At 42.7% G+C, this 21,538-nt stretch carries 17 protein-coding genes; 12 read left to right on the top strand and 5 right to left on the bottom strand.

The features are described from left to right. Positions 1 to 121 precede the first annotated feature (121 nt). The 3 genes from glk to AB204_RS02870 form a co-directional block, all read right to left on the bottom strand. The gene (gene glk, locus AB204_RS02880) at positions 122 to 1,090 is read right to left on the bottom strand and encodes a glucokinase (RefSeq protein ID WP_047961877.1); all 969 of its coding nucleotides are present in this window, start codon (positions 1,088 to 1,090) and stop codon (positions 122 to 124) included. 228 nt (positions 1,091 to 1,318) lie between these two features. Then, positions 1,319 to 2,581, bottom strand: a complete 1,263-nt coding sequence (locus AB204_RS02875; protein WP_047961876.1) for a DUF1479 domain-containing protein — start codon at positions 2,579 to 2,581, stop codon at positions 1,319 to 1,321. A 93-nt stretch (positions 2,582 to 2,674) separates the two neighbouring features. Further along, positions 2,675 to 3,379 carry a hypothetical protein gene (locus tag AB204_RS02870; RefSeq protein ID WP_324292605.1) on the bottom strand — a complete coding sequence of 235 codons (705 nt, stop codon included), beginning with the start codon at positions 3,377 to 3,379 and terminating at the stop codon, positions 2,675 to 2,677. Between the two features lie 625 nt (positions 3,380 to 4,004). Between AB204_RS02870 and AB204_RS02865 the strand changes: the two genes are divergently transcribed. From AB204_RS02865 to AB204_RS21135, 3 genes are all read left to right on the top strand, one after another. Then, positions 4,005 to 5,351: an NCS2 family permease gene (locus AB204_RS02865; protein ID WP_047961874.1), complete on the top strand. Its 1,347-nt coding sequence runs from the start codon at positions 4,005 to 4,007 to the stop codon at positions 5,349 to 5,351. A 261-nt stretch (positions 5,352 to 5,612) separates the two neighbouring features. Then, entirely contained in the window at positions 5,613 to 7,262 is a 1,650-nt protein-coding gene (locus tag AB204_RS02860; RefSeq protein WP_047961873.1) for a Na+/H+ antiporter, read from the top strand. Between the two features lie 23 nt (positions 7,263 to 7,285). After that, complete coding sequence (locus AB204_RS21135) at positions 7,286 to 8,185, top strand: carboxylate/amino acid/amine transporter (RefSeq protein ID WP_072061382.1); 900 nt, start codon at positions 7,286 to 7,288, stop codon at positions 8,183 to 8,185. Here the strand turns inward: AB204_RS21135 and metR are convergent. Then, on the bottom strand, positions 8,070 to 9,026 hold the full coding sequence (gene metR / locus AB204_RS02855; protein ID WP_047961872.1) for an HTH-type transcriptional regulator MetR: 957 nt from the start codon (positions 9,024 to 9,026) through the stop codon (positions 8,070 to 8,072). The genes AB204_RS21135 and metR overlap by 116 nt on opposite strands. A gap of 109 nt (positions 9,027 to 9,135) precedes the next feature. Between metR and metE the strand changes: the two genes are divergently transcribed. Continuing rightward, positions 9,136 to 11,421 carry a 5-methyltetrahydropteroyltriglutamate--homocysteine S-methyltransferase gene (gene metE / locus AB204_RS02850; protein WP_047961871.1) on the top strand — a complete coding sequence of 762 codons (2,286 nt, stop codon included), beginning with the start codon at positions 9,136 to 9,138 and terminating at the stop codon, positions 11,419 to 11,421. Between the two features lie 61 nt (positions 11,422 to 11,482). On the opposite strand, the gene AB204_RS02845 is transcribed toward metE, so the two are convergent. Then, positions 11,483 to 11,743 (bottom strand): YidB family protein, encoded by a 261-nt coding sequence (locus AB204_RS02845; RefSeq protein ID WP_047961870.1) that lies wholly within the window; start codon positions 11,741 to 11,743, stop codon positions 11,483 to 11,485. 389 nt (positions 11,744 to 12,132) lie between these two features. On the opposite strand from AB204_RS02845, the gene ltnD reads away from it, so the two are divergent. From ltnD to AB204_RS02805, 8 genes are all read left to right on the top strand, one after another. Beyond that, a complete protein-coding gene (gene ltnD, locus AB204_RS02840) occupies positions 12,133 to 13,029 on the top strand; it encodes an L-threonate dehydrogenase (RefSeq protein ID WP_047961869.1) in 897 nt (298 codons plus the stop codon). Between the two features lie 8 nt (positions 13,030 to 13,037). Continuing rightward, a complete protein-coding gene (gene otnK / locus AB204_RS02835) occupies positions 13,038 to 14,312 on the top strand; it encodes a 3-oxo-tetronate kinase (RefSeq protein ID WP_047961868.1) in 1,275 nt (424 codons plus the stop codon). Positions 14,313 to 14,455: 143 nt separating this feature from the next. Then, positions 14,456 to 15,235, top strand: a complete 780-nt coding sequence (gene otnI, locus AB204_RS02830) for a 2-oxo-tetronate isomerase (protein ID WP_047961867.1) — start codon at positions 14,456 to 14,458, stop codon at positions 15,233 to 15,235. Between the two features lie 26 nt (positions 15,236 to 15,261). Further along, positions 15,262 to 16,029: a DeoR/GlpR family DNA-binding transcription regulator gene (locus AB204_RS02825; RefSeq protein WP_047961866.1), complete on the top strand. Its 768-nt coding sequence runs from the start codon at positions 15,262 to 15,264 to the stop codon at positions 16,027 to 16,029. Between the two features lie 262 nt (positions 16,030 to 16,291). After that, the gene (locus AB204_RS02820) at positions 16,292 to 17,677 is read left to right on the top strand and encodes a GntP family permease (protein ID WP_047961865.1); all 1,386 of its coding nucleotides are present in this window, start codon (positions 16,292 to 16,294) and stop codon (positions 17,675 to 17,677) included. 376 nt (positions 17,678 to 18,053) lie between these two features. After that, positions 18,054 to 19,439, top strand: a complete 1,386-nt coding sequence (locus AB204_RS02815) for a GntP family permease (protein ID WP_053067825.1) — start codon at positions 18,054 to 18,056, stop codon at positions 19,437 to 19,439. Positions 19,440 to 19,774: 335 nt separating this feature from the next. Continuing rightward, positions 19,775 to 20,530, top strand: a complete 756-nt coding sequence (gene udp / locus AB204_RS02810) for a uridine phosphorylase (protein ID WP_047961863.1) — start codon at positions 19,775 to 19,777, stop codon at positions 20,528 to 20,530. A gap of 168 nt (positions 20,531 to 20,698) precedes the next feature. Next, entirely contained in the window at positions 20,699 to 21,481 is a 783-nt protein-coding gene (locus AB204_RS02805) for a tyrosine-protein phosphatase (RefSeq protein ID WP_047961862.1), read from the top strand. The last annotated feature ends 57 nt before the right edge of the window (positions 21,482 to 21,538 follow it).

Here is a 21,538-nt window from a genome sequence, read left to right as displayed (position 1 = left end):
CTATTCTGGTTCTTAATGGGGAACAATAGGGTTTGAAACCTGACTACCCATGCTAAATGCTCCTTAAATTATAATAATAAAATCAAGTAAATAGCATGGGGAAAAGATATATCAAATCTATTTAACCAATCGTTTTACCCAGCGATTGGCGAATATAAGAACCTGCACCCAATAATCCTGGCTTATCATGAGTAATCAGGTATACAGGAATGTCCTGCACATAACCTGTAAACCGGCCTTTGTTTTCAAATCCTTGCCGGAATCCCGATTTTTGGAAGAAATCAAGGAAACGTGGGACGATGCCACCTGCAATGTAAACGCCGCCGAATGCACCAATATTCAGTGCCAGATTGCCGCCAAAACGCCCCAAAGCTGTACAGAAAAGTTCTAACGCCTGCTTGCAGGTAGGGCAGCTTCCACTTAGTGCGCGATCGGAAATCTCTCTGGGAGTCAGATCTTCCGCTGGCTGATCGTTAAGTTTCATCAGCGAACGATAAATATTTACCAACCCGGGCCCGGAAAGGATACGTTCAGCAGAAACATGACCATATTCTTCTCGTAATACACTCAACATATGATCTTCTTCCACGCTGTCCGGCGCAAAATCTACATGACCCCCTTCTCCCGGCAGGCTCATCCACTGAGTTCCGGTGTGAATAAGATGGGCGACACCCAGTCCGGTTCCAGCACCATAAACAGCAATAGGGCGTTTAGCCTGAGGTTGTTTTCCGCCAATTTGAATGACATCATCTGCACCTAAGACCGGAATCGCGAGGGAAACGGCGGTGAAATCGTTAATCACTTCAAAACGCTTCCATCCCAGAGACGCTTTCATTTGGCTGACGGAAAAACGCCAACTGTGATTGGTCATACTGATGACATCATCCGTCACTGGGCAGGCAATGGCGATGCAGCTATCATTGATTTCGCAGTTATGTTGTTCCAGATAATGGCGGATAACGATTTCAAGTGATGCATAATCCGCGCAAGGATATAATTCGACTGCGCTCAGTTGCCCGGTATCCACATCACATAATGCCAGACGTGCATTTGTGCCGCCGATATCGCCTACCAGAGCATAAGTTGTCATGGTGTATCTCCTTAAGTCTTACGAAATGGTCTATTCCTTTCATCTTTCAAGTTGCTTCTTTGTTAGCTGTGCTGCAATTTGAAATCTATAGGTATATGTTCTAATGAACCGATCAAAACTCAAATTGAGGGGATTTTACACAAGGTTGGGCATAAAGGCCGCATAAAAATATATCGATATTGTTGAGATACCTAACACCGACAACGGTGCCAGTGTTAGGTGAGTGGTTTATTCTAAACCGAGCCCACGCAGGCCAATCGAGTTTAAGTCAGCGGCAGTGAAGCGATTTTTCCAGTTTATTTCATAGTCTTCACGGGGAAAATCTGCCGGAGATGAGCCTTTCTCAAGTGATTCTGCAACTTTATGCGCATAAGCCAGATTTCTGTCACACAGAGGAGCAGCAGGGATATACATGACATTCCCCCAGCCTTGTTGATTTTCCACAGGAGCAACGGAATGGATGAGATCACAATGCCACCAAACAGAGTCACCGGCCTGTAATGATGGAATACTACATAGCCCACGGGCGAGGTGAGGGTGCCATTTTTCGGTAGTTGGCAGTGCTTTGCCGGGAGCAACGCCACAGAGTTCATCTTCGGGCACATCATGGAGCAGGGGCCGTAACAACAAATAGGCCATCGCTTCTGGCACGGGGACAACATGCAGAAGCCCCTGATTGAGCGTCATATCTGCCAGCGCTGTCCACCCCTGAAAAGTGCGAAAAACCGAACATCGGGTGACGTTATCCAGTTCGTATTCATTCATATCCGGACGATGCGCAGCATCCCAGGGATCGTATTCTGCAAATCGGTTATTGAAAATATTTCTGAATACTTTTTGATAAGTAGGATGTAGCCAACGCTCTAAAGCGCCGGAATCCGTATGAGCGCCAAGCCCTTTGGATGTCGTACCCGGTGGCCTGCGGCGAATACGGTCGGGATAGATCATGCTGATATCAGGTTCAAACCAACGTGTTCCGGCAGATTCATATTTCCACAGGTGATTGAGAAAAGATTGTACCTTTGCAATTTCTTCACTTTGTCGGGCCTGCATCTGTGCCTGCGACCAGTAAATTGGATAAATTTCCGGGCGAGAGGCTTTCAGGTTGCTGAAATAATTATCGCCGGTGCCTTGATAAACAGTATCGAAATGGTTTCCTTCAAGGTAATCAAGCATGGATTTATCCCATGCAAGCGCGGTATCACGGGGAAAATTTTGTCTGACAATCAAACACCCACGGCGTTTAATTTTTTGTATGGTTTCTATCGGGATTTGGTTTTCGGCCAAATCACGGCAGTGGATTTCAGGCCAGGCACTCCCTGTGGTTTTTTCATCTTCCCGCGCAGCGATGAGTTCTTTTTCTATTTTGTCACAGACTTGATTGAATAGACTTTCAACATCGCCTATTTGATTGCGCATGGCCTGTTTCATCTGGCGGATTTTTTGGCGGTAATCATCTGGAAAGATTGTAGAAGTAAAAGATATATTCATCGTATACCCCGTTCGTTCAGCATGATTGGCTTATTGTTTTTATGAGCAGATAGCAGTAAATTTGTCTGTATTTACCTCCAAATCTGATGTCTTTTATAGCAGATCATTTTTGCTGATAACAATCAGGCGATGGCGGTGTACTTCGGCATCATGTCCCCAACAGAATGCTTCCCACTTTCCAATAAGTTCATCCATTGATGAAATTTGTGTTAATGGACGATCTATCTCTGTTCCATCAGAGACATAGACGTGATATTTCGTTGAAATAGACCATGCAATCATTACTTGCCAAAAGCGTTTACCATCGCCTGTTTGTTCTTCATCAGTGACAATAATGCTGTAGTTTTCTAATAGGTATTTGAAGAACTGCCTTGGGAAACCACTTACAGCATCTTGGTGTTCAGCGGAAAAAGTACGCCATACCATGATTTGAGTACATGTTTCTTTATCGATGATAATATCTTTGCGGAATGTAAGCATAACTGCGTAAACGGTTTCCGGATTATCACCTGTAGTTATCATGCGAAATTGATCTTGTTTGAGAGATTTTACAAAACGGTATCCATAAGGGGCGATGAACCCTGGAAAAGTGAAATCTTTTGCGCCATTTTCCAGAAAAGTTTTGGTATGTTCCCTATTTCTCTCAGAAGTATGTAACTTACGATTGAATTCTGCATCAGGAATCAAATAAGGCATTATTGGTTCCCCTGTTGTGTTGTTATAACTCGACATATTTTGCCCCCAATCAGTAGGACCACCAGAAAATTGTGTAGAAACGGTTTCAAGTTCATTATACATATTCTCGTAATAATTGAGTAAATATTCGTCAATTTTAACAAGTTATCCCGTAAATATACAGAGCATAAATTTTCAGTTATATTCATCTTTGATCAATATATTGATTATGACGAAAGGTTAAATATTTATTTAAGCCCAACTTTTATCCTAATAACTAATAATAAGCTGTTACCAGATAAAGTTGATGGTGTGGCAATTGCATTTAAAATCAATCGATCAAAGTGAATAGTTCCAGGGTAAAAAAAATTTATACAAATATAAGTTGTTAGATTGACAAATAGGATGGTCTTTTTGTCACCTATTTCTTCTATCAATAAAAATATCTAATCTTGAATTAGATAAATAAAAAACTGTACAAACAAACAGAATTTCCACCACAAAATTTATGATTATCGCTTGATTCTTATCCCCGATTCACTGGATAATCATTCGCCTCAAATTTTCTCACTATTTTTTTGCCTTAAAAGCCAAACGATTGCGCAAACGAATGGCTGAACCGATGAGTACAGCACGGATTTTTTTATCCGGTGACGTAATCGTTTTCGTTGGCGTTCCGTAAGGCAGGGTAGGGAGAAATGACGATAGATTTTTTAGCGAAATAGTCAACAGAAAGCAGGGGAAAAACATGTCTGGTACGCAGGCACCAACTCAATGCAAACTCGATAAGTATTTTAAGATTACTGAACGCGGATCGACGGTACGTCAGGAAGTTCTCGCTGGATTAACAACATTTTTGGCGATGGTGTATTCCGTTATTGTAGTACCGGGTATGCTTGGACAAGCCGGATTTCCCCATACTGCCGTATTTATTTCTGTCTGTTTGGTGACGGGCTTTGGTTCATTATTGATGGGGTTGTGGGTTAATTTGCCGATGGCGATTGGCTGTGCAATCTCGTTGACTGCATTTACTGCGTTCAGCTTGGTATTAGGTCAACAGGTGAGTGTTCCTGTGGCGCTGGGAGCTGTTTTCCTGATGGGATGTTTGTTTACGATCATTTCAGTAACAGGGATACGTTCATGGATTTTGCGCAATATACCAATGGGAATTGCGCATGGGGCAGGTATTGGTATCGGGCTATTTCTGTTGTTGATTGCAGCAAATGGGGTTGGGCTGGTCATTAAGAATCCACATGCAGGTTTACCCGTTGCGTTCGGATCGCTGACGGCTTTTCCTGTGCTGATGACGTTATTGGGGTTAGCGGGTATTATTGCTCTGGAGCGAAAAAAAATTCCCGGTGGTATTTTGCTGGTAATTATTGCAATCTCAATTATCGGCTTGATTTTTGATCCTGCCGTAAAATATCAAGGGATTTTTAAATTTCCTACGTTGGGGGAAGATGGCTTATCCCTGATGTTTAGTATGGATATAATGGGTGCCTTACAGCCTGTAGTGCTACCGAGCGTTCTGGCGTTGATAATGACTGCGATATTTGATGCGACAGGAACGATTCGGGCTGTAGCCGGGCAGGCGAATTTATTGGACAAGGGCGGCCAGATTATCAGTGGCGGTAAGGCATTGACCGCTGATTCTGTCAGCAGTATCTTCGCCGGTGCGGTTGGTTCCTCTCCTGCCGCAGTTTATATCGAATCTGCGGCGGGAACGGCGGCAGGTGGGAAAACCGGTTTAACTGCTTCCGTTGTAGGTATTTTATTCCTGCTGATTTTATTCCTGTCTCCATTATCGTATTTGGTTCCTTCCTATGCGACAGCTCCTGCTTTGATGTATGTCGGGTTACTGATGCTGAGTAATGTGCGGAAGCTGAACTTTGATGATTCTATTGATGCGATGTCAGGCTTGCTGTGTGCGGTGTTTATCGTGCTGACTTGCAATATTGTGACAGGAATTATGCTGGGCTTTAGTGTGCTGGTTGTTGGGCGTATTCTTTCTGGTGAATGGCGTAAGCTGAATATTGGCACGGTTATTCTTACTATCGCATTAGTGATATTTTATGCCGGAAACTGGGCTATCTGATTAAAAGAACGTGCGCAAACGATCGAAGTTTGCGCATTCCCTTCATCGTCGGACACATCTCAAAATGTGCTAATTTTTCAGCACACTCTCACCGATAAATATAAAATGAACAAATGGCTTATTGGTCATTGATTCATAATGTGATTGTTTTTTGATTTTCTTTAATAACTACAATATTTATGCTTATTAGCGCTGTTATTAAAAGTAAAAAACAGTCACAATCTTTTCACCGACGGATTTTTGGCAATTTGTAAGGGTAACATGGAAATATTCTTTACTATCTTGATTTTGATTTTGGTGGTGTCAGTTTCTGGTGTTCTTACTAAAATGATTCCGTTCCGTGTCCCCTTGCCTATAGTGCAAATAGCAATGGGAGCACTGCTCGCTTGGCCTCATTTTGGTTTACACGTTACTTTCGATCCAGAATTATTCCTCGTTTTACTTATCCCTCCTTTGTTATTTGTTGATGGCTGGAAAACACCGACTAGAGAGTTTTTCCAGCATGGACGTGAAATTGTTATTTTAGTTTTAGTATTGGTATTAGTGACGGTTGCCGGTATTGGCTATTTAATTCACTGGTTACTGCCGAGTATCTCACTTATTGCTGCTTTTGCACTGGCGGCAGTGTTATCACCTACTGATGCGGTTGCATTATCATCAATTGTTGGAAAAGGGCGTATTCCTAAAAATATGATGAGCATACTGGAAGGAGAAGCATTGATGAATGATGCTTCTGGTCTGGTGGCTCTGAAATTTGCTGTGGCAATTGCCATGGGAACAATGGCCTTTACCGTCACTGGTGCAACGATGAAGTTTTTCTTAGTTGCGCTTGGTGGACTGGCTTCTGGTATTGCTGTCACATTGCTATACAGTAAATCCCTCCGGCTGATGAGTCGCTGGAGTGGGGATGATCCTGCAACTCAAATCATGTTCATGATGTTGTTGCCATTCGCTTCCTACATGATTGCTGAACATATCGGTGTATCCGGTATTCTGGCAGCAGTGGCTGCTGGTATGACGATCAGTAAAGCAGGGGTGATCCGTAATGCACCACTGGATATGCGTCTGCGGGCTGATAGCGTATGGGGAATGCTGGCCTTCGTCTTCAATGGCCTTGTATTCATCATGCTGGGGCTGCAATTGCCGGGTATTTGGGAAACTTCTGTCGCTCAGGCTGAACTTGATCCGCAAGTTGAGACGTGGATGCTGTTCTCTGCCGTAGGTATCATTTACGTAGCGCTGCTATTACTGCGGTTCGCTTGGTTGTGGCTGATGAAAAATAGCAGCAAAGTATTAATGAAGAAGAAACCGCTGGAGTTTGCTTCTTACACAACCCGTGAATTGTGGCTGGCTTCGTTTGCTGGTGTTCGTGGTGCAATTACACTGGCGGGTGCGTTGTCTATCCCCCTCTTTTTGCCGGATGGTGATCCGTTCCCGGCTCGTTATCAGTTGATTTTCATTTCAGCAGGTGTGATTCTGCTCTCCCTGTTTATGGGGGTTATTGCTTTACCTTTGCTGCTTCGTGGCATGAAAGTGGGCGATAAATTGGCGGATCTCAATGAAATCAGAATGGCAAAAGCAGCAATGGCTGAAGTTGCGATTGTCAGTATGAATAAGATGGAAGAACGTTTATCTGCCAGTACGGAAGAGAAACTCGATGCAGAAGACATTAGTGAAATCGCTTCCCGAGTTATCGGTTATTTGCGGCGTCGAACTGCGGGTATGGATGAAATCGAACATAACTTGATGGTTGAAGAGCTGGAGCGTCGTTTCCGCTTAACGGCATTAAGGGCTGAACGAGGAGAACTGTACCATTTGCGTGCAACCCGTAAGATTAGTAATGAAACACTACAATCGCTGCTGCATGATCTGGATTTGCTTGAAGCGCTTTTAGTGGGAAATGATCAATAAATGTAGGTAAAGACCAATAAATTATGTGGCTGTTAACAATCACAACCTTTTTGTGGGCCGCTTCATTTAGCCTGATCGGTGTCTATCTCGCTGGTCAGGTTGATAGCTGGTTTTCAGTTCTTGTCAGGGTAGTGCTGGCGGCAATGGTGTTTTTGCCATTTTTGCGCTGGCGTGGTCTATCATTGAAAATTATTTCACTGTATATGGCCGTCGGTGCTTGTCAGCTTGGTGTGATGTACTTATTTGTGTTTCATGCTTATTACTACCTGACTGTGGCAGAGTTTTTGCTGTTTACCATCATGACTCCGCTTTATGTCACATTGATTTATGATTTGATGGGGCGCCAGCGGCTGCGTTGGGGATATGCTCTGAGTTCTTTGCTGGCTGTGGCTGGCGCAGCGATTATTCGTTATGACCGATTGAGTGAATCTTTTTGGATTGGTTTGGTGCTGGTGCAATTGGCGAATATTTTCTTTGCGATGGGGCAGGTTGGGTATAAGCGTTTGATGGAAGTCCATCCAATTCCACAGAAAGTGGCGTTTTCGTGGTTCTATCTGGGCGCTTGTGTTGTTGCCATCATTGGCTGGCTGATGTTTGGTGATCCGCAAAAATTACCGACAACTCAGATACAGTGGGGCGTCCTGATTTGGCTGGGAATTGGTGCATCAGGCATTGGTTACTTCATGTGGAACTATGGCGCAACCCAAGTGGATGCCGGAACACTGGCAATTATGAACAATATGCTGGTTCCGGCTGGGTTGTTGGTCAATTTTGCAATTTGGCAGCAGCATCCTGATTGGCTGAGTTTTACCATTGGAGGCAGCCTGATTGTTGCATCGCTTTGGGTGCATCACCGCTGGATGCTGAAACCCGCTTCACAAAAGGTAAATTGTCCACCGCGTGCTGGCGAGCAGAACGAATAAACGTATCAATGGCAGGTTGACGCTGTTCTCCTTCTCGGTTGGCAGCGTACAATCTGCTCCATAACCCTTCTCCTAACGTTTGGGTCACAACCAACCCCTGTCTTTCGAATGTTTCCACTGCCCAATGTGGTAATGCAGCAATACCCAAACGAGCCGCCACCATTTGGATCAGCAATAGCGTATTATCAACAGCTTTCAATGTCGGAGTGACACCGGCAGGTTCGAGAAAACGCCGCCAGATATCAAACCGTTGTCGTTGAACGGGATAAATCAATAGGAGCTCAGAAGCAAGATCTTGCGGATGGATATCTCGTTTATTTGCCAGAGGATGATCCGGTGCAATCACCAGTTTCACTTCATAATCAAACAGTGGTGTGTAATGTAGATTACTGTCCGCAATGATGTCTGATGTCAGAACAATATCCAACTCTCTCTTTTGCAGTGCAGGCTGAGGATCAAACGTCACACCGGATTTAAAATCCACGTTAACTTGTGGCCAGCTTTCACGAAAACGCTTAAGTGCGGGTGTCAGCCATTGAATACAACTATGGCATTCAATGGCAATGCGTAGATTCGCCTCTTCTGGTTCGTTACATTCACGCAGGGAAGCCGTAATCAAGGGTAATACTTGTTCCGCCAGCCTTAATAATACTTCTCCCTGAGGCGTTAATCGCAGAGGTTGGCTTTTACGAATGAATAGCTTAAAACCCAGCCGATGCTCTAATTCACTGAATTGATGAGAAAGGGCAGACTGCGTTTGATGAAGATAATTTGCAGCAGCAGCCAACGATCCACAATGGTTCAGTGCTTGTAGTGTTTTTAGGTGTTTTATTTCGATCATGAAAAACCTTCAAGTTGATAATGAATAATTTGCGCTTGTGGTTTATACACTACATGCTGATTATAGAAGTGTAAACATCTAGACGGCTAAAAATTTCACGGGTGATAACATGACGGTTTTGAATCATACATTAGGTTTTCCACGTATCGGCTTGAAAAGAGAGCTGAAAAAGGTGCAAGAAAATTATTGGGCGGGTAAGATTTCCCAACAGGAATTGCTGGAGACAGGCCGTGAATTACGCGCACGTCATTGGCAACAACAAAAAGAAGCGGGCGTTGATTTAGTCCCCGTTGGTGATTTTGCCTGGTATGATCAAGTATTGACCACAAGCTTGTTATTGGGCAATGTTCCACCGCGTCATCAAAACGAAGTTGGAAATATTGATCTGGATACCTTGTTCCGTATTGCTCGTGGTCGGGCACCGACAGGCACACCAGTAGCAGCTTCGGAAATGACTAAATGGTTCAACACAAATTACCACTATATCGTGCCTGAATTTCAGGAAGGGCAGGAATTCAAACTAGGCTGGAACCAGTTACTGGATGAAGTGGATGAAGCTCTGGCGTTGGGACATAAAATAAAACCTATCCTGTTGGGGCCGGTAACTTATTTATGGCTTGGTAAAGTGAAGGGCAAGGCTTTTGATCGCTTATCTTTACTGGCGGATATCCTGCCGATATACCAACAGGTGTTGGCAGAACTGGCGAAACGTGGCATTGAGTGGGTACAGATTGATGAGCCAGCGTTAGTGCTGGAACTGCCAGAAGAATGGCTCGCGGCGTTCCCAACGGCTTATCAGGCACTTGAGGGGCAGGTGAAATTACTGCTGACGACCTATTTCGATAGCATCGGCCATAATCTGGAGACAATCAAATCATTGCCAGTGCAGGGGCTGCATGTTGATTTAGTGGCAGGACAAGATTCCCTTGAGAGTTTGGATAACTCACTGCCGGATAATTGGTTGCTTTCATTGGGGGTTATTAATGGTCGCAATGTCTGGCGAGCAGATTTGAGTGAGAAATATCAGCTTGTTGCACCATTGGTCAGTAAGAGAAATGTGTGGATTGGTACTTCCTGTTCATTACTGCATAGCCCGATTGACCTGAATGATGAAACAGGATTAGACGAAGAAGTGAAGAGCTGGTTTGCCTTTGCATTGCAGAAATGTGCGGAGCTTTCTTTGTTGTCGCAAGCATTGAATGCACCAGAAGGCAGTAATCAGTCTGAACTGGATGCTTATAGTGCCCCAATTCGTGCCCGCCGCAGCTCCACAAGGGTAAATAATCCAGCGGTTACTGAGCGCATCGCTGCGATCAAGCCGCAAGATAGTGAACGCTATCAGGCATATCCTGAACGTGCCAAGCTTCAGCGTCAACGTTATAACTTACCGCTGTGGCCAACAACAACTATCGGTTCATTCCCGCAAACAACGGAAATTCGTGGCTTGCGTCTCGATTTCAAAAAGGGCCGGGTGGATAGTACGCATTACCGAACCAATATCAGTGAACATATTAAGCAGGCGATTCAAGAACAGGAACATTTGGGGCTGGATGTGCTGGTGCATGGGGAAGCTGAACGTAACGACATGGTGGAATATTTCGGTGAACACTTTGATGGTTATGTCTTCACGCAAAATGGTTGGGTGCAAAGCTACGGTTCCCGTTGCGTAAAACCACCAGTGATTATCGGCGATATCAGCCGCCCGGAAGCCATTACTGTAGATTGGGCGACTTATGCACAATCCTTGACTGATAAACCTGTGAAAGGGATGTTAACAGGGCCGGTGACGATTCTCTGTTGGTCATTCCCAAGGGAAGATGTCAGCCGGGAAACTATCGCTAAACAGATAGCGCTGGCTCTGCGTGATGAAGTTGATGATTTACAGAAAGCAGGCATTGGTATCATTCAGATTGATGAGCCTGCATTGCGTGAAGGGCTGCCACTTCGCAGAGAAGAATGGCAGGCATATTTGGAATGGGCGGTGGATGCCTTCAAACTGAGCGCAGCAATTGCGGAAGATGATACCCAAATTCACACCCATATGTGTTACTGCGAGTTCAATGACATCATGCCGTCTATTGCAGCACTGGATGCGGACGTGATCACCATTGAAACTTCCCGTTCAGATATGGAGTTGTTAGATTCATTCGAAGATTTCTCATATCCGAATGAAATTGGGCCTGGTGTATATGATATTCACTCACCAAACGTGCCAAGTGTTGAATGGATTGAAGCATTACTGCGTAAAGCGGCTGACCGTATCCCTGTTGAGCGCTTGTGGGTAAACCCGGATTGTGGTTTGAAAACCCGTGGTTGGACAGAAACCAGACAATCATTGGCGAACATGGTAGAAGCCGCAAAACGCCTGCGTGCTTCAGTGAATAATTATCTTTAAAATTAAGAGATAAGTTGAAAACGCCCGCCACAGAGGATGTAATGTGGCGGGTTTAAAGAGATTATTTCCCTAGCAGTTTATTTTTCAAGAGATTTATGCCAGCCGATTTTAAATCCAGATTTTCCGGCACTTCACCGTTTGGGGTGACTTTATTTTCACCGGAACTAATCCATGAGTGAATCGTCCCATCCAGACCTTGCTGGGAAAACTTATCAATTAACCCACTTATTCCTCTCTGACCTTCAACCCAGTCCATCACATGCTGAAGCTGCTGGTTTTTACCACCACTCAACATATTAGCGATTTGATCGAAAAAGCCCATCGTAACACTCCCCTTTGTTGAGGTTTTGTCTGCTTGACCAGATAAAACACTTAGTTAGGTACGTTTACAGGAATAAAGTAGTAGAAATGTTATGAAATAAAGCTAAGTGACAGATTTAATTATTACAGTAGCACAATATTTCAAAATCACCTTATTTTAGGTGGAGATGGGAGGTTGGAGTATTGAGTAATTTTTCTTATGTTATTAACACGGATATGTGAAATAATTCTTTCGGTTGCTTTTAAAAATAATTAGTTAATTCAATCCATTAAATGGATTTCTTTCCTGCGGGAGATAAATTTTTAATGTGATATCCATCGTTTTTTTGTGAATGTAACTATGTGAAGATTAAAAAGGTAACAAATTGTCACACAACACCAGGGAACCTCATGAATAATTCAATACAAAAAATAGGGGTCATAGGGCTGGGAGCGATGGGAATGGGTATCGCACAGTCCTTAGTAAGAGCAGGTATTCCGACCTACGGCTTTGATCTAAATGTAAAAGCTTGTGAGCAGTTCAAACAGATAGGTGCAATGGGAGTTGCTGATAGTGCTGTTCAATGGGGACAGGAACTGGATATCCTTTTATTGGTCGTGGTTAACGGTGTGCAAATAGAGCACATTCTATTTGGTGGAGAAAAGCCATTAGTTAAGCAACTTAAGGCGGGTACAATTGTTGTTCTACACAGTACTGTATCCGCTGAACAGGCACGGGATTTTGCCAGCCGTTTACACGAATACCATATTAAAATGCTTGATGCGCCGATTTCAGGGGGATCTTTGAAGGCTGCACAGGGGCAATTAACAATTATGGTCTCTGGCTCTTCTGAATTGTTTGACCGACTTAGGTCGATTTTCGATGTAATTGCAGAACACCTTTACTACATTGGCAGTGAAATTGGTCAAGGATCAATCGTTAAAATGATCCATCAGTTATTGGCTGGTGTGCATATTGCCGTCGCAGCGGAAAGCATGGCCTTTGCTGCCAAGGCAGGTATCGCATTGGATTTAATGTATGACATAGTAACTCATGCTGCGGGAAATTCATGGATGTTTGAAAACCGTGTACCCCACATTTTGTCAGGGGATTATACGCCTAGGTCTTCCGTAGATGTGTTTGTGAAAGATTTGGGAATTGTGCTTGACGCTGGAAGGACGATGAAATTTCCTCTACCGATGGCAGCAACGGCACATCAAATGTTTTTAGCTGCCAGCAATGAGGGACTGGGACAATGGAATGACAGCGCAGTGATTAAGACATTCAAAGGAATAACATTACCATAGGGAAAATGATGTCCATCAAATTGGGAGTAATTGCGGATGATTTCACTGGAGCAACGGATATTGCCAGCTTTATGGTACAAAATGGGTGGCAGATCGTACAGTTGTTAGGGGGCCCAGATGAAAATACATTCGTACCATATGATGTAGATGCTGTCGTAATTAGTCTGAAAACTCGCTCTTGCTCTGTTGATGAAGCGGTTAAACAATCATTGGAATCTTGTCGGTGGCTCTGGAACAAAGCTGGCTGCCGACAACTATTTTTCAAATACTGTTCTACTTTCGATTCCACATCTGAAGGAAATATTGGCCCCGTTATAGATGCTTTAATGGATGAACTCCAAGTTGATATCAGCCTGATTTGCCCAGCTCTTCCAATTAATGGACGGACAGTAGTTCACGGGCATTTGTTTGTTAATGGACAGTTATTGAACGAAAGTGGAATGCAATATCATCCAGTCACTCCGATGAAAGATGCCAATTTACTGCGATTGATAGAACAGCAATCAAAAGGAAGGTCGGGATTGATTAATCTTGATTGTATCCGTCAGGGAAAACTGGCTATTCGTCGTCACTTGGAGCTATTGCGCCAAGGTGGTATTCGTTATGCTGTTGTTGATGCCATGATGATGGAGGATTTGTTGCTTATTGCTCAAGCTACATCAGACATGACTTTTGTAACTGGTGGTTCAGGTTTAGGAGCAGCACTTGCCAGCTATCATTCAGGGCAAAATCTGGCAGCTTCTGTAATTGGGTATACCCTGCCAGCTAAAGGTAGAAAGTCAGTTATTCTTTCTGGCAGTTGTTCTACCACGACAAACCGTCAGGTTCTTGAATATAAAAAAATTGCTCCTGCTATGGCATTGAATGTGGAGGAGTGTATTTACAATTCCAACTATTCCAGTTTGTTGGCAGATTGGGTCATGCAACAACCAACGGATGGCTTAGCACCAATTTTATATTCTACACAATCCCCTGAAATGTTAGGTTTGATTCAGCAGCGATATGGAGCTACAAAAACCAGTAATGCGGTTGAACAGGTTTTTGCTGAAGTTGTTAGGAAATTGAGGTATCAGGAGTTCAATACTTTTATTGTTGCTGGTGGAGAAACCTCCGCTCAGGTTGTACGGAGTTTGGGAATTAAGCAAGTGAGTATCGGGACTCTTATATCACCAGGGGTTCCTTGGGTACATGGCTTACATACAGATTGTTGGTTAGTGTTGAAATCAGGTAATTTTGGTGGGAAGGATTTCTTTCTGGACGCACAAAAGGTTTTTCATGGATAGGAAAGGGAGCAGGTGTAGTATTAGTGGAATAAATATTTGTCTGTAATTATATCTTTCTCACTAAGGGTGGCTAAATTAATTAATATTTAATGTAGAAAAGCTGAAATATATTATCTCAGAGCAATAATTATTAAGAGCCAGTTATGACTAGATTCGCCGCAAATTTGAGCACGATGTTTAATGAGGTTCCATTTATTGAGCGTTTTTTATTGGCAGCAAATGCTGGCTTCAAAGGTATTGAATGTTTATTTCCTTATGAGGCATCAGCCACAGAACTCGCAGCCTTATTGAAAAAATATCAACTTACACAAGTGCTATTTAATATGCCGGCAGGAGATTGGAGTTCAGGTGATAGAGGCATTGCTTGTTTACCGGGTCATGAAAAAGCTTTTGCAGAAGGAGTGGATAAGGCTCTGGAATATGCTTTGGCATTAGGTTGTAAACAAATTCACGTAATGGCTGGAAAATGGGATAAAAAATTTACGCATGATCAGCAACGTGTATGCTATATCACTAATATTCAGTATGCTGCGGATGTGATGGCTGAATATGGCATCAATATTTTAATTGAACCGATCAATACCCGAGATATGCCAGACTATTTTTTGACAACACAAAATCAAGCTGAAGCACTGTTAAAGGTTATAGATCGTAAAAATGTATTTATCCAACTGGATCTTTACCACTGTCAAATTATGGAAGGGAATTTACTACGGACTATAGAGCGGTTGTGGGGAAAATTCAGCCATATTCAAATTGCCTCAGTGCCGGAACGGCACGAACCAGATAGAGGTGAGGTCAATTATTTCTGGCTGTTTAGACAATTGGATGAAATGGGATATCAAGGATGGATTGGATGTGAGTATTATCCGGTAGGACATACAGAAGAAGGGCTTGGGTGGTTGAGAAAAGCCAAACAATAATCGTGTGGTACGTAGTAGGAGTGCTAATGAGCCCCCCAGAGCGCAGAGATTTTATTTACCGTCACTTACATGAACATCGGACGGTTTCTATTAGTGAATTAGTTGAGTTATTGAACGTTTCTCATATGACCGTGAGACGGGATATTCGCATTTTGGAAGATGAAGGGAAAGTTATTAGTATCACGGGAGGTGTTCAGCTAAACGACGCTTTGCGACAAGAATTACCTTGGAGTGAGAAAGCACTCATAAATCACCGTAATAAGCGTGCGCTCGGAAAATATGCTGCATCATTAGTGAAAGATGGACAGGTTGTGTATTTGGATGCAGGAACTACGACATTTGAAATTGCTCAAGTACTGGCGGAGCGCTTCAATCTGACAATTGTTACGAATGATTTTTCGATTACTCATTATTTGATGAATAAACCTCAACTTAACTTGTTCCACACAGGAGGGCAGGTAGATAAACGCAATTATTCCTGTGTTGGAAATACTGCAGCCATGGTGTTGCGTACGTTGAATGTAGATATTGCATTTATCAGTACCAGCTCATGGGATCTTGAACATGGGATTTCGACTCCCCATGAGGAGAAAGTTTTTGTAAAACAGATGTTGTTGGAAATTGCGCGTAGAAAAATATTAATTTCTGATAGTAGCAAATACGGTAAATACGGCATGTTCCGGGTTTGTCCATTGTCAGATCTGAATGACATAGTATGTGATGGGCAGTTACCGATGTCAGAACAGAAACAATTACGCGAAACAGGTCTGAAACTGCATATTGTCGATGTATAAGTATCTATAGGAAGTCAGTGTTACTTATACAATAACCCCAAAGGATTATATGGAAAGAAAAGATAGTTATAATTATTGATGATGCATATTTTATGGAATATTAATTATATTTTATGTTACTTAAAAACATTCGCAGATTTAATTGAAGCCAATTGGTGTTAATTAATATTCAGAGCCTAATTTTTCTGGTCTACGGCTATTTATTTAATGATGGAATTCGGGAAATTATCGCCAACAATTCACATGAAAATGGAACTTGATAATGACATTTTATATTCCAATTATTGGATTGGGGGTAGCAGTATTTACACTGATTTTTCTGGTGTTGCGCACTCGCGTTCATGTACTGCTTGCTATGCTGATTGCTGCGATAATTGCTGGGATAACTGGTGGTTTCACGATAAGTAATGTTGTTGAAGTGATTACCAAAGGATTTGGTTCGACACTGGGCAGTATTGGCATTGTGATTGGGTTGGGAATCATGATGGGACGGATATTGGAAGTGTCCGGTGCAACTGAACAAATCGCTTATAGCTTAATTAAATGGCTGGGAAAAAAACGCGAAGAATGGGCTCTGGCAGTTACCGGTTATATTGTTAGTATTCCCATATTTGTGAATTCAGCCTTTGTGATTCTTTATCCGTTGGCAAAGGCATTAGCAAAGAAAGGCAAACGGAGTGTATTGACGATGGGGGTTGCATTAGCAGGAGGGCTGGTGGTTACTCATCATATTGTTCCACCAACGCCAGGCCCGCTTGGTGTGGCTGGGATATTCGGAGTAAGTGTAGGTACAATGATGCTGGCAGGTGCAATATTGGCTGTTCCATGTGTTATTGGTATTACCTTTTATGCAAAGTGGTTGGAAACTAAATATTCTGATTATCAGATAATTGATACACAAGAAGACTCAGTAAATCTGCAACAGACTCATCGAAATTATATGGAGGCAAAATCTAATAAGCCTCTACCGAGCTTATTTTTTTCCCTTTTACCTATCGTTGTGCCAATAGTTCTGATTCTTATCAATGTGGTTAATGGGTTGTTACTGAAAATTGATGTGTTTATTGGGAAGGAAAACCATTTCTATTTTCAATCTTTTGATTTTCTTGGTTCACCTATTATCGCTCTGGCAATCAGCGTATTGCTGGCAATTTATACTTTAATGCCAAAAGTCAGCAAACAAGAAGTGATCGAACATTTGGAAACAGGGTTACAAGCAGTAGGAGGAATCTTATTAGTAACAGGAGCTGGGGGAGCGTTGGGAGCTGTATTAAACGAAAGTGTTACGGGAACGATACTAGCACAATATATTGCCAGCCTGCCAATAATACCAGTTTTGATTCCATTCGTCATTTCGACGCTAGTTCGCTTGATTCAAGGTTCTGGAACAGTGGCAATGATTACTTCAGCCTCTATTTCAGCACCTATTCTCAATCAGATACCAGATATTAATATGTTGGTGGCTGCTCAGGCTGCGACAGTAGGTACACTGTTTTTCGGTTACTTCAATGACAGTCTGTTCTGGATGGTTAACCGAATGATGGGCATTAAAGATGCCAAACAACAGATGATTATCTGGTCAATCCCTACCACAATTGCATGGGGGATTGGGCTGTGTGGTGTACTGCTTCTCAACCTTGTCATGTAACATATTAAAATGGCGCTCTGTAACGGGCGCTTTTCTATTTTCAAGCTTTTCGAATACTATTCTCACTTCTGCATTACTTTCTCTTTACATTGTGATCTTAATTGCAATTAAATGCGTTACGTCATTTTAAAAACTAGAGATGACGTAACACATCTTAAGCCAGATGATATCCACTCATATTATTGTTTTTAAAATAATTTTTAGTCTTAAGGTTAGGGATTTCACTCCTTTGCAAAGATAATCCTAAGGTTATTAAGAGTAATTTCTAAGAAAAATTATTACTATTTGGCATTTTTTTAGATTTAACTGTTATTTTTTCAGGCGATGCCATCCGTGCATTTATCGCTAATCATACAGATTGAAATAGGGTTTTATGATGGAGTTTTACATTCCAATTATTGGATTGGGAGTGGCAGTATTTACGCTGATTTTTCTGGTTTTGCGTACTCGTATTCATGTCCTTATTGCCATGCTAATTGCTGCAATAATCGCTGGAATATCAGGCGGCTTAACGATAAGCAATGTCGTCGAGGTGATCGGTAAAGGATTTGGTTCGACATTGGGCAGTATTGGCATTGTGATTGGGTTGGGGAGCATGATGGGGCGGATATTGGAGGTTTCTGGCGCAACAGAACGGATCGCCTATAGTTTGGTTAAATGGCTGGGCCAAAAACGCGAAGAATGGGCCTTAGCGATTACCGGTTATATTGTCAGTATTCCCATATTTGTGAATTCAGCCTTTGTGATCCTTTATCCACTGGTGAAAGCCTTAGCAAAGAAAGGTAATCGGAATGTATTGACTCTGGGAGTATCGTTGGCAGGCGGTCTGGTGGTGACTCACCATATTGTTCCGCCAACGCCGGGGCCTCTTGGTGTCGCAGGGATATTTGGTGTAAGTATAGGCTCAATGATGTTGGCAGGCGCGATATTGGCTATTCCATGTGTAATTGGCATTACCCTTTATGCAAAATGGCTGGGGACTAAATACCCTGAATATCAGATTACTGATGCAGAAGAAAATTCAGAAAATCTGCAACAAGTTCATCAACGTTATCTGGAAGAAAAAGCCAATAAGCCCCTACCAAGCTTGTTTCTTTCCCTTTTGCCGATTGTCGTGCCGATTGTTCTGATTTTTATGGGCGTAATTAATGGCGTAGTATTAAAAACCGATGAATTTGCCGGAAAAGAAAACAATTTATATTTTCAACTCTTTGATTTCCTTGGTTCACCCATTATCGCTTTGGCAATCAGTGTGTTGCTGGCGGTTTATACACTTATGCCAAAAGTCAGTAAACAGGAAGTGATTGAACATTTGGAGGCCGGGTTAAAGACTGTGGGGATTATCTTGCTGGTGTCGGGGGCTGGAGGGGCATTGGGGGCTGTATTAAATGAAAGTTCGACGGGAACGATGCTGGCTCACTATATTGCTGCCCTGCCAATAACACCGGTTCTGATTCCGTTTATTATCGCGACCTTAATACGCATCATCCAAGGTTCTGGCACGGTAGCCATGATTACCGCAGCGTCTATTTCAGCGCCGGTTATCAGACAGATACCGGATATTAATATGTTGGTAGCGGCTCAGGCTGCGGTGATGGGAACACTGTTTTTCAGCTATTTTAATGACTGTTTTTTCTGGGTGGTTAACCGGATGATGGGGATTAAGAATGTGAAGCAGCAAATTATTGTCTGGTCAATTCCTACTACAATTGCATGGGGAATTGGGCTGTGTGGTGTACTGCTTCTCAATTTTGTCATGTAAATATACCCGTCGTCTTTCAGGTTGCCGTTTTGTTGGCTGTGTTCATTCCCTTGCCGTCGCACTGCATCTTGAAATCCATTGGATATAATCCAGAAGGCGCTCTGTGAGGGCGCTTTTCTGTTTTCAGGGTTTGTGATTGTTCTTCGAATATTGTTTCCATTCCAGCATTATACTCACGACATTGCTTTCTCTATTATTTGTGATTTAAATCACAAATGTATGTATGTGTTTCTTTTTTATATTCATTAAAGGTGATTTTAATCACTAAAAAATGTCAGAGTATTGACTAAATTTAGGTATCCATATTTTGAGCTATATCCGTTGAGGAATCTGATATGTCTGATGTATTTCATTTAGGTATCACCAAAAGTGACCTGCAAGGCGCGACTTTAGCGATTGTCCCAGGCGATCCTAATCGTGTTGAGAAAATTGCGCGTTTGATGGATAACCCAGTGCATCTGGCTTCCCATCGTGAATTTACAACATGGCGTGCAGAAATTGACGGTAAAGCCGTTGTTGTCTGCTCTACGGGTATCGGTGGCCCCTCAACGTCGATTGCTGTAGAAGAGCTGGCGCAATTGGGAGTACGTACTTTCCTACGTATCGGTACAACCGGAGCGATCCAACCACACATCAATGTTGGGGATGTATTGGTAACAACAGCCGCAGTCCGTTTGGATGGTGCCAGCTTGCACTTTGCACCAATGGAATTCCCGGCGGTTGCTGATTTTGAATGTACCAACGCATTGTATGAAGCGGCGAAATCATCCGGATCTGTCACTCATGTTGGTGTCACGGCTTCTTCTGATACCTTCTATCCAGGACAGGAGCGTTATGATACTTATTCCGGTCGGGTTGTTCGTCGCTTCCAAGGCTCTATGAAAGAGTGGCAGGAAATGGGCGTAATGAACTTTGAGATGGAATCTGCAACATTGCTGACTATGTGCGCAAGTCAGGGACTGCGTGCCGGTATGGTGGCTGGTGTTATTGTTAACCGTACCCAACAGGAAATTCCTGATGTTGAGCTGTTGAAGAAAACAGAAAGTAACGCGTTAGGAATTGTTGTTGAGGCCGCCCGCCGTCTGCTGTAACGCTTTTCATCAAGGGCTGGAATATTCTGGCCCTATCATTTGTGTGATCTTCTCTTCCTTTCATTCTAAAATCTGATAATGTCATAACGTTTTACGCTAATAACTATTTACCATCATTAACGTAATGCGTTGAAAATAAGGTATGTTTTAATCAAAATAAGAGTAACTATGACCACAACATTAATCTCTCATCCTTCAATTCTTCCTTTGAATGGCGGCATTAACTTTCGTGATTTAGGCAATAAAACGCTAAATAATGGCGCTAAGATCAAGTCAGGGCTGCTATTTCGTTCCGGATCACTGGATAAGCTGACAGAAAATGATCAGGCTTATTTAGTGGATCAAAACCTTTTTCAGATCATCGATTATCGTGATAGTAGCGAAATCATGGATAAACCGGATCAGATATGGCATGGCGCCCATTATCACCATGCTCCGGCAAATCCGCTTTCCAAAGAAGTGGACGCTAATCTGGATAAGATAGATAAAGAAATACTGGAGCAATTCGATGCAAAAGGGTTTATGTCACGTCTGTATGAATTGTTGCCTATCAATAATCCGGCTTATAAGAAATTAGCTACGCTATTGTTGCAACCAGAAAAAGGCGGGATTGTACAACATTGTGCGGTTGGCAAAGACAGAACAGGAGTGGGTTCTGCTCTGGTTTTGCTGGCGCTGGGTGCTGATTGGGATACGGTAATGGAAGATTATTTGCTGACCGATATCACGTTGGCTCCTTACCGAGACTATTTATTGAATGAACATGCAAAAGTCATGAGTGAAAATATAGTGGAAAAATTTGCTTATGTTTATTCTGTCAGGGAAGCGTTTTTACTGACTGCGCTGAATAGTATTAACCAACATTACGGCAGTGTGGATATTTGGCTGGAAAAAGATATTGGACTCGATATTGCGTCCCGAGAAAAACTGCAGGCTTACTTTCTTGAATAAAAATATCAGGTTAGCTTTGGTTTAATTATACAGTGCTAACCTATGACATCCCACTGA

The sequence above is a fragment of the Xenorhabdus khoisanae genome (genome assembly GCF_001037465.1).
GTDB classification, from domain to species: Bacteria; Pseudomonadota; Gammaproteobacteria; order Enterobacterales; family Enterobacteriaceae; genus Xenorhabdus; species Xenorhabdus khoisanae.
This window is presented reverse-complemented; position numbering and strand designations above follow the sequence as displayed.

What these genes read in the sequence shown, in the direction of transcription:
- AB204_RS02825 (WP_047961866.1), top strand. Translation starts at nt 15,262, where the DNA reads ATGAGCCCCCCAGAGCGCAGAGATTTTATTTACCGTCACTTACATGAA.
- glk (WP_047961877.1), bottom strand. Translation starts at nt 1,090, where the DNA reads ATGACAACTTATGCTCTGGTAGGCGATATCGGCGGCACAAATGCACGT.
- AB204_RS21135 (WP_072061382.1), top strand. Translation starts at nt 7,286, where the DNA reads ATGTGGCTGTTAACAATCACAACCTTTTTGTGGGCCGCTTCATTTAGC.
- metR (WP_047961872.1), bottom strand. Translation starts at nt 9,026, where the DNA reads ATGATCGAAATAAAACACCTAAAAACACTACAAGCACTGAACCATTGT.
- AB204_RS02820 (WP_047961865.1), top strand. Translation starts at nt 16,292, where the DNA reads ATGACATTTTATATTCCAATTATTGGATTGGGGGTAGCAGTATTTACA.
- otnI (WP_047961867.1), top strand. Translation starts at nt 14,456, where the DNA reads ATGACTAGATTCGCCGCAAATTTGAGCACGATGTTTAATGAGGTTCCA.
- ltnD (WP_047961869.1), top strand. Translation starts at nt 12,133, where the DNA reads ATGAATAATTCAATACAAAAAATAGGGGTCATAGGGCTGGGAGCGATG.
- AB204_RS02845 (WP_047961870.1), bottom strand. Translation starts at nt 11,743, where the DNA reads ATGGGCTTTTTCGATCAAATCGCTAATATGTTGAGTGGTGGTAAAAAC.
- AB204_RS02860 (WP_047961873.1), top strand. Translation starts at nt 5,613, where the DNA reads ATGGAAATATTCTTTACTATCTTGATTTTGATTTTGGTGGTGTCAGTT.
- AB204_RS02875 (WP_047961876.1), bottom strand. Translation starts at nt 2,581, where the DNA reads ATGAATATATCTTTTACTTCTACAATCTTTCCAGATGATTACCGCCAA.
- AB204_RS02865 (WP_047961874.1), top strand. Translation starts at nt 4,005, where the DNA reads ATGTCTGGTACGCAGGCACCAACTCAATGCAAACTCGATAAGTATTTT.
- metE (WP_047961871.1), top strand. Translation starts at nt 9,136, where the DNA reads ATGACGGTTTTGAATCATACATTAGGTTTTCCACGTATCGGCTTGAAA.
- AB204_RS02815 (WP_053067825.1), top strand. Translation starts at nt 18,054, where the DNA reads ATGGAGTTTTACATTCCAATTATTGGATTGGGAGTGGCAGTATTTACG.
- otnK (WP_047961868.1), top strand. Translation starts at nt 13,038, where the DNA reads ATGTCCATCAAATTGGGAGTAATTGCGGATGATTTCACTGGAGCAACG.
- udp (WP_047961863.1), top strand. Translation starts at nt 19,775, where the DNA reads ATGTCTGATGTATTTCATTTAGGTATCACCAAAAGTGACCTGCAAGGC.
- AB204_RS02805 (WP_047961862.1), top strand. Translation starts at nt 20,699, where the DNA reads ATGACCACAACATTAATCTCTCATCCTTCAATTCTTCCTTTGAATGGC.
- AB204_RS02870 (WP_324292605.1), bottom strand. Translation starts at nt 3,379, where the DNA reads ATGTATAATGAACTTGAAACCGTTTCTACACAATTTTCTGGTGGTCCT.